This is a genomic window from Salinicola sp. MIT1003 (assembly GCF_001858555.1).
Taxonomy (GTDB): Bacteria; Pseudomonadota; Gammaproteobacteria; order Pseudomonadales; family Halomonadaceae; genus Salinicola; species Salinicola salarius.
In genome coordinates this window covers 1-17,598 of the sequence record NZ_MCAP01000020.1, presented here as the reverse complement: position 1 = coordinate 17,598, position 17,598 = coordinate 1, and the positions used below count along the sequence as shown (strand labels likewise).

The 17,598-nt window shown below is 60.9% G+C and carries 16 protein-coding genes; 11 read left to right on the top strand and 5 right to left on the bottom strand.

Annotated features, from left to right (window positions below):
• Positions 1 to 196: 196 nt before the first annotated feature.
• The 6 genes from BC443_RS09635 (at position 197) to BC443_RS09610 (ending at position 6,818) form a co-directional block, all read left to right on the top strand.
• Positions 197 to 1,411 carry a Bcr/CflA family multidrug efflux MFS transporter gene (locus tag BC443_RS09635; RefSeq protein ID WP_071231622.1) on the top strand — a complete coding sequence of 405 codons (1,215 nt, stop codon included), beginning with the start codon at positions 197 to 199 and terminating at the stop codon, positions 1,409 to 1,411.
• A gap of 319 nt (positions 1,412 to 1,730) precedes the next feature.
• Entirely contained in the window at positions 1,731 to 2,774 is a 1,044-nt protein-coding gene (pstS, locus tag BC443_RS09630) for a phosphate ABC transporter substrate-binding protein PstS (RefSeq protein ID WP_071231621.1), read from the top strand.
• Positions 2,775 to 2,880: 106 nt separating this feature from the next.
• A complete protein-coding gene (gene pstC, locus BC443_RS09625) occupies positions 2,881 to 3,819 on the top strand; it encodes a phosphate ABC transporter permease subunit PstC (protein ID WP_071231640.1) in 939 nt (312 codons plus the stop codon).
• Between the two features lie 16 nt (positions 3,820 to 3,835).
• A complete protein-coding gene (gene pstA, locus BC443_RS09620; RefSeq protein ID WP_110635055.1) occupies positions 3,836 to 4,687 on the top strand; it encodes a phosphate ABC transporter permease PstA in 852 nt (283 codons plus the stop codon).
• A 20-nt stretch (positions 4,688 to 4,707) separates the two neighbouring features.
• Positions 4,708 to 5,532 carry a phosphate ABC transporter ATP-binding protein PstB gene (gene pstB / locus BC443_RS09615; RefSeq protein ID WP_083387314.1) on the top strand — a complete coding sequence of 275 codons (825 nt, stop codon included), beginning with the start codon at positions 4,708 to 4,710 and terminating at the stop codon, positions 5,530 to 5,532.
• Between the two features lie 179 nt (positions 5,533 to 5,711).
• Positions 5,712 to 6,818, top strand: coding sequence for an AI-2E family transporter (locus tag BC443_RS09610; RefSeq protein WP_071231620.1), 1,107 nt, complete (start codon positions 5,712 to 5,714; stop codon positions 6,816 to 6,818).
• Between the two features lie 196 nt (positions 6,819 to 7,014).
• Here the strand turns inward: BC443_RS09610 and trxA are convergent, their stop codons facing one another.
• Entirely contained in the window at positions 7,015 to 7,338 is a 324-nt protein-coding gene (gene trxA / locus BC443_RS09605) for a thioredoxin (RefSeq protein ID WP_071231619.1), read from the bottom strand.
• 241 nt (positions 7,339 to 7,579) lie between these two features.
• On the opposite strand from trxA, the gene cysB reads away from it, so the two are divergent.
• Complete coding sequence (cysB, locus tag BC443_RS09600) at positions 7,580 to 8,548, top strand: HTH-type transcriptional regulator CysB (protein WP_071231618.1); 969 nt, start codon at positions 7,580 to 7,582, stop codon at positions 8,546 to 8,548.
• A 131-nt stretch (positions 8,549 to 8,679) separates the two neighbouring features.
• Here the strand turns inward: cysB and BC443_RS09595 are convergent, their stop codons facing one another.
• The 4 genes from BC443_RS09595 to pabB form a co-directional block, all read right to left on the bottom strand.
• Positions 8,680 to 9,300 (bottom strand): phosphoadenosine phosphosulfate reductase family protein, encoded by a 621-nt coding sequence (locus tag BC443_RS09595; protein ID WP_071231617.1) that lies wholly within the window; start codon positions 9,298 to 9,300, stop codon positions 8,680 to 8,682.
• A gap of 165 nt (positions 9,301 to 9,465) precedes the next feature.
• Complete coding sequence (locus BC443_RS09590) at positions 9,466 to 10,248, bottom strand: ABC transporter ATP-binding protein (protein ID WP_071231616.1); 783 nt, start codon at positions 10,246 to 10,248, stop codon at positions 9,466 to 9,468.
• The gene (locus tag BC443_RS09585; RefSeq protein ID WP_247643254.1) at positions 10,245 to 11,324 is read right to left on the bottom strand and encodes an iron ABC transporter permease; all 1,080 of its coding nucleotides are present in this window, start codon (positions 11,322 to 11,324) and stop codon (positions 10,245 to 10,247) included. The genes BC443_RS09590 and BC443_RS09585 overlap by 4 nt, the downstream gene beginning before the upstream one ends.
• 79 nt (positions 11,325 to 11,403) lie before the next feature.
• Entirely contained in the window at positions 11,404 to 12,804 is a 1,401-nt protein-coding gene (gene pabB / locus BC443_RS09580) for an aminodeoxychorismate synthase component I (protein WP_071231615.1), read from the bottom strand.
• Between the two features lie 321 nt (positions 12,805 to 13,125).
• Between pabB and BC443_RS09575 the strand changes: the two genes are divergently transcribed.
• From BC443_RS09575 to prpD, 4 genes are read left to right on the top strand one after another with little or no spacing between them, the layout of a single operon-like run.
• Positions 13,126 to 13,872, top strand: coding sequence for a GntR family transcriptional regulator (locus BC443_RS09575; protein ID WP_071231614.1), 747 nt, complete (start codon positions 13,126 to 13,128; stop codon positions 13,870 to 13,872).
• A complete protein-coding gene (gene prpB, locus BC443_RS09570; RefSeq protein ID WP_071231613.1) occupies positions 13,869 to 14,753 on the top strand; it encodes a methylisocitrate lyase in 885 nt (294 codons plus the stop codon). Before BC443_RS09575 ends, prpB begins: the two co-directional genes overlap by 4 nt.
• Positions 14,754 to 14,790: 37 nt before the next feature.
• On the top strand, positions 14,791 to 15,915 hold the full coding sequence (prpC, locus tag BC443_RS09565) for a 2-methylcitrate synthase (protein WP_071231612.1): 1,125 nt from the start codon (positions 14,791 to 14,793) through the stop codon (positions 15,913 to 15,915).
• Between the two features lie 50 nt (positions 15,916 to 15,965).
• Entirely contained in the window at positions 15,966 to 17,450 is a 1,485-nt protein-coding gene (gene prpD, locus BC443_RS09560; RefSeq protein WP_071231636.1) for a 2-methylcitrate dehydratase, read from the top strand.
• The last annotated feature ends 148 nt before the right edge of the window (positions 17,451 to 17,598 follow it).

Below are 17,598 nucleotides of genomic sequence, written 5' to 3'. Positions count from 1 at the left end.
CACGAGTCGGATCCGGACAGCCTTCGGCGGTCGCTTCAGGATCTTGTTTCGAGTGTTATGTTGTGACTATCGGGTTTCGAACCTTCGCGCCTTGCCGCTTTGGCAAGGCGTTTTTTGCGTGATTTTCCATGGGTTCCTTCCAGTTTGTCTCCGGCAGGAAAATCGGAGTGAGGCACCGGAATATTAAGGAGAGAGTGTGACGACTTTGAGCGCACGCCGTCTGGCGTTTTTGGTCGCGGCCAATACCGCACTGGCGCCGCTGGCGATCGATGCCTACCTGCCGGCGATGCCGTCACTGGCCGCTTCGATTGGTGCCAGCGTGCATCACACGGAACTATCTCTCAGCGTCTTTCTGCTCGGCTTTGCCCTGGGCCAGCTGATTTGTGGGCCGCTCTCGGATCGATTTGGCCGCAAGCCGGTGTTGATGCTGGGTCTGGGCGTCTTCTTCATCGCCAGCCTGGCGCTGACCCAGGTGGGCTCGCTGGCGACGCTGTGGGGGTGGCGGTTCGTGCAGGCGCTGGGCGGCGGAGCATGCGTGGTGAACTCTGCGGCGATCGTGCGCGACCGGTTCAGTGGCCGCGAGGCAGCCAAGGTGATGTCCACCATGGTGATGATCCTGATGATGGCACCGCTGGTGGCACCCGCCATCGGTAGCGCGCTGTTGCACCTGACGGACTGGTGGCTGATTTTCCTGTTTCTCGCCGTCTATGCCGCGTTCGTGTTGTGGCTTTTGGGTCGTTATCTTCCCGAGACCCATGGACGCGATCCGCAGGCGCCTTCGGCACGCCAGATCCTCGGCAATTACGTCAGCGTGCTTCGGCATCGCGAGGCGATGGGGTATATCGGTGCGGTGTCGATGTCGTTTGCCGGCATGTTCGCGTTCATCACGGGTTCTCCTTATCTCTACATGGAGCACTACGGGCTTTCGACCACGCTCTATCCTTTCGTCTTCGGCGCCAACATTTTGATCATGGCGTCGTCCAGCCGGCTCAATATCCGGCTGCTGAAGACGCGCACGCCGCAGCAGAACCTGCTCCTGGGGCTGGGGGTCCAGCTCACGGCGGGGTTACTGCTGGTCGCCATGGTGGCGACAGGACTGGACTCCATCTTCACCGTGGCGCCGCTGATGGTGGTGTTCGTGGGCATGCAGGGGCTGATCAGTCCCAACGCGATGTCGTCGATGCTGGATCATTTCCCGCGCATGAGCGCGACGGCGACCGCGTTACAGGGCTGTCTGCAGTTTACTTGCGGCGCCGTCTCGGGGGCGCTGGTGGGGGCCTTCGAACTGGCCAGCGCCTGGCCGACGGTACTGACGATGCTGGGCGCCACGCTACTGGGCAACATCGCCGTTCGCGTGCTGGCTGGCCGGGCGCTCAAGCGCCGTGTCGTGTCTGACGAGATGACATCCTGAGCCGTTACCCTAAACGGCGAGATCGTTACTCGATTTGACGTTTGTCATCCTGTTGTCATCAAACCTTGCCACTGTGGTGGCGCGAAGGTTGTCACGGTAATGCTCCGTCAAAGAACCATCGACGATCCTGAAGACTTCAGGCAATCGTTCGATGGTTTTTTCGTAAAAGGGCGGGCACGACCTCGAAACCTTCGCGATAGTTGCTACATCGGTGTCATAAAACTGTCACGACACTGAAGTACGGTGTGTGCTGAGAGTGTTGGCAACCTTCGCAACGTCGTTATCGCTCACGCATTCAAGGTGGAAACAGGATATCGCTATGCTTAAACACGTCTTCGCAACGCTCATTTCCGGATCGCTGGTTCTGGGTGCCGCTGGTGTTCAGGCCCAGGAAGCCATTACCGGCGCTGGCGCAACCTTCCCGTACCCGGTCTATTCGCAGTGGGCGGACGCCTACCAGGATGAATCCGGCATCGGCCTCAACTATCAGGCGATCGGTTCCGGCGGCGGCATTCAGCAGATCGTCGCCAAGACGGTCACCTTCGGCGCCAGCGATGCACCGATGACCAAGGAAGAGCTCGACAAGAACGGTCTGATGCAGTGGCCGATGGTCATGGGCGGCGTAGTCGCGGCATTCCACGTCGAAGGTATCGAAGGGGGTTCGCTCAACCTGGATGGCCCGACGCTGGCCGACATCTACCAGGGCAAGATCACCAGCTGGGACGACGAGGCGATCGCCAAGCTGAACCCGAACATGGATCTGCCGGATACTCAGATCACGCCGGTCTACCGTGCGGAAGGCTCGGGCACCAACTTCCTGTTCACGCATTACCTGTCCCAGGTCAGCGAAGATTTCGCCAACACCGTGGGTGAGGGCAAGTCCGTCGCGTGGCCGGCTGGTGTCGGCGCCAAGGCGAACGCTGGTGTCGCCAGCCAGATCGCCAACACCAATGGCGCGATCGGTTATGTCGAGTTCGCTTACGCGGCCCAGAACGACCTGAGTCTGGTACACCTGAAGAACCAGGCCGGCAAAGTCGTTGCGCCGAGTATGGAGTCGTTCATGGCTGCTGCCGCCAACGCCGACTGGAAGGCCGCGCCGGGCATGTATCTGGTGCTGACCAACCAGCCGGGTGACGAAAGCTGGCCGATCACCGGTGCGTCTTTCATCCTGATGCACAAGGAAGTCCAGGACGCCGACGCTGCGCGTCAGGCACTGGAATTCTTCGACTGGGCCTACAGCAACGGCAGCGAGATGGCTCAGGAACTGGACTACGTGCCGATGCCGGAGAACGTCGCCGAGATGGTTCGCGACAGCTGGAGCGAAATCCAGGGTCCGGATGGCGGCGCTGTCTGGAACCAGTGATCCCTGCATGACATGCCGCGACGGTGAGCGGGATACCGCCTCCGTCGCGGCGCTGTATCGAATGCCGCCGGTTGGTGGCATGTTGGCAAGTCGATGAGGAATGAAGATGGCCACCTCCAACGCGATTCAAGCCAGCGGCCTGGGACATCTCAGCGATGCTGCCCGCAAGCGGCTACGACGCAAGGCGCGCATCGATGTATGGTTCGAGCGCACGCTGTTCGCGTTCGCTTTTGCCGTGCTGCTGCTGCTTGGTGCGATCATCGCGTCGTTGATGTTGTCCAGTTGGCCGGCGATCCAGCGTTACGGCCTGGACTTTTTTACGGAAAACCGCTGGGCGGCCAACGTCGAGGTCTTTGGCGCGCTGCCGGCAATCTACGGGACGCTGTTGACGTCGTTCATCGCGATCGTCATTGCCGTGCCGGTTTCTTTCGGCATCGCTATCTTTCTGACCGAGCGATGCCCGGGGTTCCTGCGTCAGCCGCTAAGTACATTGATCGAGCTGCTGGCCGGTATCCCTTCGATCATTTACGGCATGTGGGGCATGGAGGTGCTGGCACCGTTACTGCGCACCTGGTTTCCCTCTGTCTTTCCCGCCGGTACCGGTCTGACGACGGCGGGCATCATTCTCGCGGTGATGATCATTCCCTTCATCACGGCGGTAAGCCGAGACGTGATCAACACCGTGCCCGCGGTCATGCGCGAGTCCGCCTACGGGCTGGGCTGCACGACCTGGGAAGTGACGCGGCGCGTGATTCTGCCGTCGGTGAAAGGCGGTCTGGTCGGCGGTGTCGTTCTCGGTCTGGGGCGTGCGCTGGGCGAGACCATGGCGGTGACGTTCGTGATCGGCAACAACCTGTTCCTGAATACCACCTTGACCGGGCAGGGCACGTCGATCGCGGCATTGATCGCCAACCAGTTCTCCGAGTCGGACGGCACTCAGCGCTCGGCGCTGCTGGCGCTCGGCCTGATTCTGTTCCTGATTACCTTTGCGGTACTGGCTTTCGCGCGCTATCTGCTGCGCAACAGTACCGGTCGCCACGCGTAAGCGGCAGGAGAGAGCCATGAATATCAGTCAAACGCCGCTTTACCGCCGCCGCAAGCGGCTCAACCAGCTGGTGATGCTGCTCTGTCAGCTGGCCACCGTGATCGGGTTCGTCTTTCTGTTCGCGATCCTCTTCACGCTGGTGACCAAGGGCATCGGTGCGATCTCGCCGTCGACCTTCGTCGAGCGTACGCGGATGACCGGCGGCGGCCTGGGCAATGCGATCTGGGGCACGTTCATCATGACCTGCGCCGCGACCCTGATCGGTACTGTCATCGGCGTCGCGGCGGGTACCTGGCTGGCGGAGTACAGCGGCAAGGGGGTGATGGCGAAGGTGATTCGCTTCATCAACGATATCCTCCTGTCGGCACCGTCGATCATCATCGGCCTGTTCATCTACGCGGTGGTCGTCGTGCCGATGGGTAACTTCTCCGCCTGGGCAGGGGTGCTGGCATTGACCGTCATCATCGTGCCGGTAGTGATTCGCTCCACCGAGGACATGCTGCGTCTGATCCCCAATTCGCTGCGGGAAGCCGCCGCTGCGCTGGGCGCCCATCGCTGGTGGATCATCGTCCGTGTCTGCTACAGCGGCGCTCGTGCCGGCATCCTGACCGGTATCCTGTTGGGCTTTGCCCGTATCAGTGGCGAGACGGCACCGCTGCTGTTTACATCGCTGAATTCCAATCAATGGAATTTCTTCGACCTGGGTAGCGAGATGGCTAACCTGCCGATGACCATCTACCAGAACATGACGATCAATGCCTTCATTCCCGATCTGGTTGCACTGGCCTGGGGCGGCGCATTGATCCTGACCGCTGCCATCCTGATTCTGAACATTGCGGCGCGCTATTTCTCGCGCCAGCGTTCCTGATTTCCAGCTGCGAGACTGCCATGACAGCCGATATTTCTCTCAAGCAGAAACGCGACGCCGATCCCGTCGATGCGACGCCTGCTCCCCAGGTTGCTACCAAGCTGCGGGTGGACGATCTGAGCCTCTATTACGGCAAGTTCCAGGCGCTCAAGAACGTCTCCATGGAAATTCCCGAGCGCCAGGTCACGGCCTTCATCGGCCCCTCGGGGTGCGGCAAGTCGACGTTGATTCGCTGTTTCAACCGCATCCATGATCTTTACGAGGGGATCCGGACCGAGGGCCAGATCCTGCTCGACGATCACGACATCTACGATTCGGGCGTCGATCTCAACCTGCTGCGCTCGCGGGTCGGGATGGTCTTTCAGAAACCGACGCCGTTCCCGATGTCGGTCTTCGACAACGTCGCCTTCGGGATTCGTCTCTACGAGAAGCTCTCGGCCCGCGAGCTCGAAGAACGGGTAGAGTGGGCGCTGCGCAAGGCGGCGCTCTGGAACGAGGTCAAGGACAAGCTCAAGCAGAGCGGTCAGGCACTCTCCGGCGGGCAGCAGCAGCGGCTTTGCATTGCCCGCACCATCGCGGTGAAGCCGGAAGTGATCCTGCTCGACGAGCCGACATCGGCGCTGGATCCGATCTCGACCGGGTACATCGAAGACCTGATCAACGAGCTCAAGAAGGACTACACGATCGTTATCGTGACGCACAACATGCAGCAGGCAGCCCGCATCTCGGATATCACCGCCTTCATGTATCTGGGCAGCCTGATCGAGTGTGACGACACGACCAAGATCTTCACCCAGCCGAAGGAATCCCGGACGGAGGACTACATCACCGGCCGTTATGGCTGATCGCCGAGGATCAGTCATCGATCAAGGTTGGTAGACACGTCCGGGCTCTGGCTCGGGCGTGTCTGCATTCAGCGTCTGGATAAAGAGGATATTGCCGACACTTTGCATCGTGGCAACGAACCCGTGCGAGGATCATGCTACTGTCTCGATTCACAGGATGTGTCACTAGGATTATCACTATGTCGTCCGGGCAGGAACCCACGTTTCGGAACGTTCCCTTCAATCTGATGCTGACGCTGGCGTCGCTGACGATCATCATCGCCGGGATACGCGCCGCCGAAAGCCTCATCATCCCGATACTGCTGTCGCTGTTCATCGCCGTGATCTGCGCTTCGCCAGTCCACTGGCTCTATCGCCGAGGGGTCAATCCCTTCGCGGCCGTACTGATCACGCTGCTGATACTGGGCGGGTTGCTGGCGCTGTTCGGCACCTTGCTGGCCAACAGCTTCGCGATGTTCATGGACAGCTGGCCGGAAACGCAGAAGCAGCTCCAGGGACACTATTTGACCCTGCTGGAGTGGCTGGCCAACCAGGGGTTGTCCGTTTCGCCGCAGCAACTCTCCAACATGGTCGACGACTCCAGCGACCAGAGCTGGGTTTCCGGCTTTCTCAGCGGTCTGGGCCTGGTCTTGTCCCAGAGCCTGGTCATTCTACTGATGGTCAACTTCATGCTGTTCGAGACGCTGGATTTTCGCCAGAAGGTGGCCAGGGCACTGACCAATCCGGGGCCGAGTCTGGAGCGGTTCACCGAGTTCAGCTACAACCTCAAGCGCTACATGGCGGTAAAGACCGTGATCAGCCTGATCACGGGGGTGCTGGTCACGATTTCGGCATGGCTCGTCGGGGTGAAGTTCGCGCTGCTCTGGGGGGCACTGGCTTTCATTCTCAATTACATTCCCAATATCGGCTCGGTGCTGGCCGCGGTGCCGCCGGTCCTGCTGACACTCGCGATGCCGGACGGCGGGGTAGTGAAGGCGCTGATCCTGTCGGGTACCTATCTCACCATCAACTTCATTCTTGGCAATATCGTCGAACCCCGCGTCATGGGCCGAACGATGGGGCTATCGACGCTGGTCGCATTTCTTTCCCTGGTGGTCTGGGGGTGGGTTCTGGGGCCGGTCGGCATGCTGCTGTCGGTACCGCTGACGATGACGCTCAAGATCGCGTTGGACAGCCATCCCGAGACGCGCTGGATCGCCAAGATGTTGAGCCCCTCGGAGCGTAGACGGCGGCGTCAGCGCAAGGCTCAGGAAGCGCTGGATGAGCTGGAGGAAGAAATCGAGTAGCGATCAGGTAGCGTCAGGCACCGGAGATTCGACCGGCCAGCCCAGTTCGAGAGCAGGCTGGCTTGGCCTCTCGAGGTTCCGACTGCCGTTCGGTTACCCGGCGACCGGAATGGCGGCCATGAAAAAGCCGCACTCACGAGAGTGCGGCCTTGAGAATATGGCGAAACCGAGACTATCTGTCGGCGGTCTGCCGGTATCAGCCGTTCTGTTCGAGGAACTGCGTCAGCTGGGACTTGGACTGCGCGCCGACCAGCGAAGCGACCTTGGCGCCGGATTTGAACAGCATCACCGTGGGAACCCCGCGCACCCCGTGCTCGGAGGCGATCTCCGGGGCGTCATCGACGTTGACGCTGACGACCTTGATATCCTCGGCCTTTTCATCGGCGACTTCGTCGACGACGGGCGCCATCATCTTGCAGGGACCGCACCAGGGCGCCCAGAACTTGAGCAGAACGGGCTTGTCCGAATTCAGCACTTCCTGTTCGAAATTGGCCGTGGTGACATCGACGTTGTTGGACATGACGTTAACTCCTGTAGACATTGCGCTCTTACCGAGCTTATGGCGTCGATGTTAGCCCTTGCATGGGATGCTGGCAAATATCCTGGCTTATCGAAACGATAGCGCCAAGTTATTAAAGGTCATTTTTTCATATCCGGAATAGCGTTTTTTGGCCTTCACGTGCTGCCACTTATTGCGTAAAGTAATCTTTAAATCGTTTCTTATGCCATTTTTGGTGAGTCGGGAAGCCACGAGGTCGCTTATGAAGCTTCAGCAGTTGCGCTATGTATGGGAAGTGACACGGCATCAGCTTAATGTATCGGCGACGGCCCAAAGCCTGTTCACGTCGCAACCCGGTATCTCCAAGCAGATTCGGCTGCTGGAAGATGAACTCGGTGTGGAGATTTTCGCGCGCAGCGGCAAGCATCTGACTCGCGTGACACCCGCCGGGGAGGCGATCGTCGAATTGGCCGGCAAGGTGCTGCGAACGGTCGAGGATATCAAGCACGTCGCGCAGGAACATAGCGACGAACGCCGCGGTAACCTGGCGATTGCCACCACGCACACCCAGGCACGGTACGTGCTGCCTGGTGTAATCAGCGAGTTTCGCCAGAAGTATCCGGATGTCGCTCTTCACATGCAGCAGGGGACGCCGAAGCAGATCGCGCAGATGGTCAGTGAAGGGTCCGCGGATTTCGCGATCTGCACCGAGTCGCTGGAGCTGTTCAACGATCTGGTACTGCTACCGTGCTACCGCTGGAATCGTTGCGTGCTCGTACCCAAGGGGCACCCGCTGGCCACCGGCGAGCTGACGCTCGAACGCGTCGCCGAACATCCTCTGGTCACCTACGTTTTTGGCTTTACCGGTCGTTCGCAGCTCGATGATGCGTTCAAGTCCCGGGACCTGACGCCCAATGTCGTGCTTACTGCGGCCGACTCCGATGTGATCAAGACCTACGTGCGCCTGGGACTGGGGATTGGCATCGTTGCGCACATGGCCGTCGACCCCGTTGCCGACAGCGACCTGATCGCCGTGGATGCGTCGCATCTGTTCGAGAGTTCCACCACCAAGATCGGCATACGTCGCGGCACCTTCATGCGTACCTACATGTATGACTTCGTCAAGCGCATGGCACCACACCTCGATCGAGAAACCGTCGAGGCGGCGCTGGCGGCGGGGCCGCGGCACGAGGCCGAGCTGTTCGAGGGAATTCAGCTGCCGGTGCTGTAGAAACCGTGTCGTAGAGGCCGGTTCCTGTCGGGATCGTTTCCAGCAGACGATCTTTTTTCTCAACGCATGAGCCCCGCCACTGGCGGGGCTCATGCGTTGTAGGGTGCGGACCGAGCGAGACGCGTTGCCGGTCAATGCTGCAAATGCAGACCGCACTCGCGCTTTTCTTCCACCTTGGTCGGATCGAAGTAGTCGAAGTTGTTGGGCAGGTCGTGCTGCTGCAGGTATTGATACATCTGCTTGGCGGTCCAGTGCAGTACCGGAGCCACTTTCAACAGCCCATCGGCATTGCGGGACAGGGGCTGCATGCGCGAGCGCTCCGCGGTGTCTTCCGCCCGCAGTGCCGTGAACCAGACATCCGGTGCCGTCTCGGCCAGGGCGCGGCGGAACGGTTCGAGCTTGACCTCTTCGGTGAACGCCGCGTGACGCGGGTCGTCGATCTGCGGTGTCGGGCCTTCCACTGCCTCGCGATGGGCCCGTGAGCGAAGCGGGTGATAGATGGTCAGGTTGAGATCGAGTTGCCTGGTCAGTTCCTCGGCGAAGCGATAGGTCTCCGGTGTGTTGTAGCCGCTATCCATCCATACGACGGGAATATCGGGGCGCACACGAGTGACCAGGTGCAGTATCACGGCCTCGAACGGACGGAAGTTGGTGGTGCAGATCGCCTTCTGATCCAGGCTCAGTGCAAATTCGGTAATGGCCAGCGGATCGTGGCCGATTTCACGGTTCAGGGCATCGAGGTCGAACGCCATGGCTGACTCCTTCAGGGTGGTCACGCCGCAAGGTGGGCAAAATCCGACGGGGCGTGGAATGGCTGTCACTCTAGCAAGGGCGGCCAGGCATCGACCAATACCGTTTGGTTAGATGGATATATAACCAGATTATCTAGTTGGCATCAGAAATCAATCTTCTGATTATTAGTCACCCAGCCGGTGCAGGGCCGATAGCGGGGTGACACGAGGCGGGGCGTCGATCGGCCATTCCACATGGGCTTCGATAGCATAGATGTCTCGCAGGCGCTCGGGGGTCAGCACTTGCTCTGGCATGCCGCTGACAATGTGTCGACCTTCCTTAACGACCCACAGATGATCGGCGAAGCGGGCGGCCAGGTTGAGATCGTGAATCGCGAGAACGATGACGATCCCTTCGCGGCGCGCCAGACGCCGAAGATAGTCGAGCACCTGCAGTTGGTGGTGCAGGTCCAGCGCGCTGGTCGGTTCATCGAGCATCAGCAGCTTCGGTTTCCGCACGATCGCCTGCGCGATCGCGACTCGCTGGCACTGACCGCCGGAAAGCGTGACCAGCTCGCGTTCGGCCAAGGGGTCGAGTTCCAGAGATGTCAGGGCTCGTTCCACCGCCGACAGCGCGGTGGCGGCGGGCTCGGCAACCTGCGTTCGACGAGAGAGTAGGACGGCTTCGAAAACACTCAGCGCTGCCTGGGTGCTGGTGTCCTGAAGGAGATAGTAGAGGCATTGGCTGCGCTGCTCGAGCGACAGCGCATCGAGTTGCCGTTCACCCAGCCTGATGCGACCGCTGGCCGCTTCGATGCCGGCGATCGCCTTGAGCAGCGTCGATTTGCCCGAGCCGTTGGGGCCGATCAATGCCGTGATCTCGCCCGGGCTTGCGCTCAGGCCGGAAACGTCGTGCAGTATTCGACGCTTCCCCAGCGAACAGTCGAGATGATCGATGGTGAGAGTCATCGCCATGTCTCCCGGCGCGAACGCAGGATCAGCGAGACGAAGAACGGCAGGCCGATCAGGGCCGTCAGGAGGCCGATCGGTAGCAGGATGCCGGGAATCAGCGTCTTCGAGAGGATCGAGGTCAACGACAGAATCAGCGCGCCGGTCAGCGCGGACATCGGCAGGAACACGCGCTGGTCTTCGCCGACCAGGAGGCGCGCGATGTGTGGACCGACCAGGCCGACGAAGCCGATGGTTCCCACGAAGGCGACGGCTGTCGCCGACAGCAGTGCGCAACACAGCAGCATGCGCAGCCGAAGTCGACCGACATCGATACCCATCGCCTTGGCCTGAACGTCTCCCAGCCGCAGGGCGGTCAGTTGCGACCGGGCCCTGATGAAGGCCGGTATCGTGATCATCAACGCCAGGCCGGCGAGCCCGAGCTTTCCCCAACTGGCCTTGTCCAGGCTGCCCAGCGACCAGAACATCAGCTGCTGCAGCGACTCGGCGGAAGCGACGTACTGCAGGATTCCCAGCAGCGCGTTGAAGAAAAACATGATCGCGATGCCCATCAGCACTATCGTCTGGATGCTGACGCCGCGTAGTCGACTCAAGACCCATATCGCCAGGGAGGCGAACATGGCCAGCAGGAAGGCGTTGCCGGTCAGCAGCAGCGTGCCGGCCACCGGCAGGAGGCCGAAGTCGAGCACGATGGCCAGCGCGGCGCCGAAACTGGCCGCCGAAGAGATGCCGAGCGTGAACGGGTCGGCGAGCGGATTGTCGAGCAGTGTCTGCATCTCCGCGCCAGCGACGGCGAGACTGGCGCCGACGATGATGGCCATCAAGGCGACCGGTAGCCGAATCTCCCACACCACGATCTCGAGAATGCGGGACACCCCCGACGGTGCCACCAACGCTTTCAGCACGTCGGGAAGGGCATAGGCCCCGGGGCCAGTAGCGACATCGGCCAGGAGCGAAACCAGGACCGCCAGGGCGGCCAGGGCGATCAACCTCCGCTGACGCCGCTGGCGGGCCAGGTAGCGGGCTGCCGTGGATTCCGGCTTCGCGGTGTGAGACAAGCGAGTGGTGGCTTTCAAGGCAAGAATCGATGTCTAGAGGTGGCGTCGGGCGGCGTCAGCCAAGGAGAGGCTATCAGAAATCGGGCTCGCGACGGCTTCAACCCGCTAATGCCTGCATCAATCGCGCGATCTTGGCCAGCGTTTCCTGATACTCGGCCTCTTCGTCGGAATCCGCGACCAGCCCGCCGCCGCCCCAGATATGCAGTGTGTCGCCATCGGCGATGACGGTACGGATCGCGATCGAGGTGTCGAGACGGCCGCGACGATCGAGATAGCCGAGGCTGCCACAGTAGACGCTACGTTGGGAGGGCTCCAGCTCGTCGATGATCTGCATGGCGCGATGCTTGGGGGCGCCGGTGATCGAGCCGCCGGGAAAAGCGGAAGCCAGCAGATCCAGCGGCTTCGCGCCGACTGCGAGTTCCCCATGCACGATACTGACCAGATGATGGACATTGGCATAGCTCTCCAGTCCGCAGAGCTGGGGAACCGTGACGCTGCCGGGCCGGCAGGCACGACCGAGGTCGTTGCGGAGCAGATCGACGATCATGACGTTCTCTGCGCGATCCTTGGCGCTCTGTCGTAGCTCTGCCGCCAGGCGCTGGTCGTCCTCGGGCGTCGAGCCGCGGGGGCGAGTCCCTTTGATCGGGCGGGTTTCGACCCGTCCATCGGCGATACCGATGAAGCGTTCCGGCGACAGCGACAGGATGGCCTGGTCCTCCCAGGCGAGATAAGCGCCGTAGGGCGTCGGGGTGGCCTGACGAAGACGTTGGTACGCCTGCCAGGTGCTCCCCTGAAAATGGGCGGTAAAGCGCTGGGCCAGATTGATCTGGTAGCAGTCTCCCGCGTGAAGGTAGTCCATGACCCGTTGAAAGCGCTGTGCATAGCCGGCGCGATCCAGGTCGGCCATGAAGGGGCTGGTCAGGGTGAAGTCGGGCCGTGTCGGGGTTGCAGGCTCGTCCAGCCAGGCCATGACCTGCTGGCGACGTGCGGCCGTGGCTACAATAAACGTGCGCCGGGCATGGTGATCCTGAACCAGCGCCCAGTCGTAGAGCCCGAGCCTGGCCTCGGGCAGCCCGGGCTCCGGTCGCCGGGCGTCTCGGTGGGCAGCGTCGTCCGTCGCATCGTGAGGCTTGACCAGCGAATAGCCCCAGTAGCCGAGCAGGCCGCCGAGAAACGGAAGGGCGCTGGCCCGCGCTGCGACAGTATTCGACAGTCTCGGCAGCAGTTCGGTCTCGGCGTGCTCCAGCAAGGCCTGCTGCGCCGCAAAGGGGGCGGCGGGTAGTGGTATCGACGGCTCGCAGCGAGGGTGACCGTCTTCGATGGTCAGCATCGCCAGCGGATCGCTGCTGAGAATGTCGAAGCGTCCACCCGGGGCGCTCGGACGGCCGCTGTCCAGTAATACGGCACCGGGGCGCTGCTGCAATCGTTCGAAGAGCGACGTGGGATCGGAGGTATAGGGAAGGTCGGCTATCTCGAGCCACGGTCGCGCGTCAGCCATGAACACCTTTTCCTGACGAATGAAACAACGACACGGCATCGAAAGCCTTGTCATGCAGGCAACGATTGCCTGGCGCAAGTTTATCGGGAGTCGTGATGATGAGCGAGGTCTTTGCGCTCTCGTGGGCGAACGTGAACGGTGCCGAGAGCGGAAGCGTATCTGCCGGTGTCTGGCCGCTTGCGGGAACTGATTGTCGACAATGATGCAAAAAGAAGTTTGTGCTTTTCGACTAAAGTGCGATATCTGCGACGTTTTTTCCATTGCCCCGGGAAAACGGGGCGCCTATGATTGGATCTTCGCCCTTTGATTGTTAACAACTTAATGTTTCAACCAACTTCCGATGCACACGATGCCGACACCGAACTTCCTGTAGTTCGAACCCTGGCCGAGCGCGTTTTCCACCAGCTTCAGCGTGCCATCGTTCGTGGCGAGCTGCCGCCCGGCACGCGCATCACGGAGCCGGAGCTCTCGTCGCATTACGGTATCTCCCGGGGGCCGTTGCGGGAAGCCATGCGCCGATTGGAAACCTATCGCCTGATCGAGCGCGTGCCTCATGTCGGCGCCCGGGTCGTCAAGCTGTCGATGGACGAGCTGCTGGAACTGTTCGATGTTCGCGAGGCGCTGGAAAGCATGGCGGCGCGACTGGCCGCGAAATCGATGACCGCCGAAGAAATTGCCGGGCTGCGAGAAGTACTGGCATTTCACGAACGTCAGGAAGACTTGTCCAGCGGAGAGGCTTATTACCAGCGCGAGGGCGATCTCGACTTTCATTATCGCATCGTGCAGGGCAGCCACAATCGCATGCTGATGACCTTGCTGTGCGACGACCTCTATTACCTGGTGCGGCTCTATCGTACCCAATTCAGCGCCAAGGGCTCCCGGCCGCAGCGAGCGTTCGTCGAGCATCATCGTATCGTCGATGCGATCGAAGCGGGCGATGCTGAGCTGGCCGAGCTGCTGATGCGCCGCCATGTCAGAGCCTCTCGCGAGAATGTCGCTGCCCATTATGCCCGTACGCTGGGAGAGGAGGCGTCCGACTCTCCCGCAATCCCGAGGATCGAATCATGACTCAACCAAGCCCTGGCGCCCGCTTTCGTGAAGCGCTCGATAGCCACCGTCCGTTACCCATCGTCGGCGCCATCAATGCCTATAGCGCGATGATGGCAAAGGCAGTCGGGCATCATGCCCTTTATCTGTCCGGTGGCGGGGTGGCCAACGCCTCCTACGGGCTGCCGGATCTGGGCATGACCACGCTCAACGATGTGGTGGAAGACGCCCGCCGTATTACCGGCGCCTGCGATCTGCCGCTGCTGGTGGATATCGATACCGGCTGGGGCGGAGCTTTCAATATCGCCCGCACGATCAAGGAAATGGAGCGCGCCGGTGTTGCCGCGGTTCACCTCGAGGATCAGGTGGCGCAGAAACGCTGCGGCCATCGGCCCAACAAGGAGATCGTTTCCCAGTCGGAGATGGTCGATCGTATCAAGGCGGCATCCGACGCCCGTCACGATGCGGATTTCTATCTTATCGCGCGCACCGATGCCTTCCAGAAGGAGGGCTTGGCTGCGGCGATCGAGCGGGCCAACGCCTGTATCGAGGCGGGCGCCGATGCGATCTTTGCCGAGGCGGTGCATACCCTGGATGACTATCGGGCGTTCTGCGAGGGCGTCGAGGCACCCATTCTCGCCAACATCACCGAATTCGGGGCTACGCCGCTATTTACCCAGCAGGAACTCGCCGAGGTCGGCTGTCGCATGGTGCTTTATCCGCTCTCGGCTTTCCGTGCGATGAATGCCGCGGCACTCAAGGTGTATCGGGACATTCACGCCAAAGGGCATCAGCGGGATGTGGTCGATCTGATGCAGACACGAGAAGAACTCTACGACTTTCTCGACTATCACGCCTTCGAACGCAAGCTCGATATGCTCTTCGAGAAAGGGGGCGACTGAGTCGCAGCCAGGAAGAAGACTATCGGAGGAGACTATCATGGCGGAACGACCCAAAAGCACCGGGCTGCGCGGGCAGAGCGCCGGCTCGACCGAAATTTGCACTGTGGGCAAGAGCGGCTCGGGACTCACCTATCGCGGCTACGACATCCAGACGTTGGCGGAGAAGGCGCGTTTCGAAGAGGTCGCCTACCTACTGCTCAAGGGGGAGTTGCCCAATCAGCGTCAATTGGATGACTACGTCGCGTTGCTCCAGCGTTCCCGTTCGCTGCCGGAGGCGCTGAAAAAGGTATTGGAGCAGGTCCCGTCCGATGCGCATCCGATGGATGTACTACGCACGGGGACTTCCATGCTGGGCAATCTGGAAACCGAGCAGCGCAGGGAAGACCAACAGCGCCACGCGGACCGGCTGCTGGCGGTCATGCCGTCGATTCTCAATTACTGGTATCGATATTCACATTACGGCGAGCGCATCGAGACCGAAACCGACGACGACTCCGTGGGTGGTCATTTCCTGCATCTGCTTCACGGCAAGCCGGCATCCGAGCTGCATGCCAAGGTGATGAACGTCTCGCTGATTCTCTATGCCGAGCACGAGTTCAACGCCTCGACCTTCACGGCGCGAGTGTGTGCGTCGACACTGTCGGATCTGCACAGCTGCGTTACTGGGGCGATCGGCTCGCTACGCGGACCATTGCATGGCGGTGCCAATGAAGCGGCGATGGAAATGATCAGCCGCTGGTCGACGCCGGACGAGGCGGAGCGCCATATTCTCGAAATGCTCGAGCGCAAGGACAAGATCATGGGCTTCGGCCACGCGATCTATCGCGAGTCCGATCCTCGTAACGCGATCATCAAGGGATGGGCCAGACAACTGGCGGATGACGTGGGCGACAATCACCTCTATGCGGTGTCGCAGCGTGTCGATGAAGTCATGTGGAGAGAGAAGAAGCTCTTCCCCAATGCCGATTTCTATCACGCCAGCGCCTATCACTTCATGGGCATTCCCACCAAGTTGTTCACGCCGATCTTCGTTTGCTCCCGTTTGACGGGATGGTGCGCACACGTCTTCGAGCAGCGCGCCAACAACCGCATCATCCGCCCCAGTGCCGATTATGTCGGACCGGAGAAACGCGACTGGGTGCCGATCGAGCAGCGTCAATGATATCGGCTTCGAGCATCGAGCCGGACAAGTCACAAATCCAAGGAAATGCCATGAGTGCCAACGTCGATTTCAACCAGCGCCCCGATTACGATCCGGAGCTTCAGGCGATTGCGGATTACGTGCTCGACTATCGCATCGAAAGTCGGGAAGCGCTGGATACCGCGCGGCACTGCCTGATGGATACGCTGGGATGCGGGCTGTTGGCACTGCGTTTTCCGGAATGCACCAAACATCTGGGCCCGCTGGTAGACGGTACGATCGTCCCCCATGGGGCTCGGGTGCCCGGCACGCAGCTTCGACTCGATCCCGTGAAGGCGGCCTGGGATATCGGCTGCATCATCCGCTGGCTGGATTATAACGATACCTGGCTGGCGGCGGAGTGGGGGCATCCCTCCGATAATCTCGGCGGCATTCTGGCAGTGGCCGATCATCTTTCCCAGCAGCGCCTGGCAAAGGGCGAACAACCGCTGACCCTTCGCGATGTACTCGATGCCATGGTCATGGCCCACGAGATACAAGGCGTGCTGGCGCTGGAGAACTCGTTCAATCGTGTAGGTCTGGATCACGTTGTGCTGGTCAAGGTGGCATCGACGGCTGTGGTCGCCAAGCTGATGGGCGCCAACCGCGAGCAGCTGCTCTCGGCGCTATCGCACGCTTTCGTCGACGGGCAGAGTCTGCGTACTTACCGTCACGCACCTAACGCCGGATCTCGCAAGAGCTGGGCGGCAGGGGATGCAACGTCCCGGGCGGTCAGGCTGGCCGATATGGCGATGCGGGGCGAAATGGGCATCCCGGGCGTGCTTTCCGCGCCGCAGTGGGGGTTCTACGATGTCCTGTTCAGCAAGACCAACAGGGATCAGGCGATCAAGCCCGAGGCCGAGCGCGCTTTTCGTGTATCTCAGCCCTACGGGACTTACGTGATGGAGAACGTCCTGTTCAAAATCAGTTTCCCGGCGGAGTTTCATGCCCAGACCGCGGCCGAAGCAGCCGTCGCGCTGCATCCCTTGGTGCGCGATCGCCTGGACGAGATCGAACGGATCGTGGTGACCACGCATGAATCTGCCATCCGCATCATCTCCAAAGTGGGGGAGCTTGCCAACCCTGCCGACCGGGATCACTGCCTGCAGTATATGGTCGCCGTGCCGCTGGCGTTCGGTGATTTGACCGCCGAGCACTACGAGGACGACTTCCATCGGGCGCACCCCGTCATCGACCTCCTGCGTGACAAGATGGAGATCGTGGAAGACGAACGATACAGCCTTGAATACCACCAGGCGGACAAGCGCTCCATCGCTAACGCCATTCAGGTCTTCTTCAATGACGGAACGCACACTGACCGGGTGGCGGTGGAATATCCCTTGGGGCATCGACGTCGACGAGAGGAGGGGATTCCCCTGTTGAAAGAGAAGTTCCGCCGTAACCTGGCAACGCGCTTTCCTGCACAACGTTGCGAGCGGATACTCGCCTTGTATGAAGATGTCGCGCGGCTCGAATCGATGCCGGTCGATACTTTCCTGGAACACTGGACCATCTGACGAAAGAAGGCCTCGAGATGACCGTTTGATGACGGCTGGCTCACGTTGCCAACTTTTTCTTCATTCAGGGGTTGCCAAGCGGGCCGCTGGTCCGTAAAGTACGCATCCGCTGACGCCGAGACAGGGTTTCGGAGGCAGCGGAGAAGAA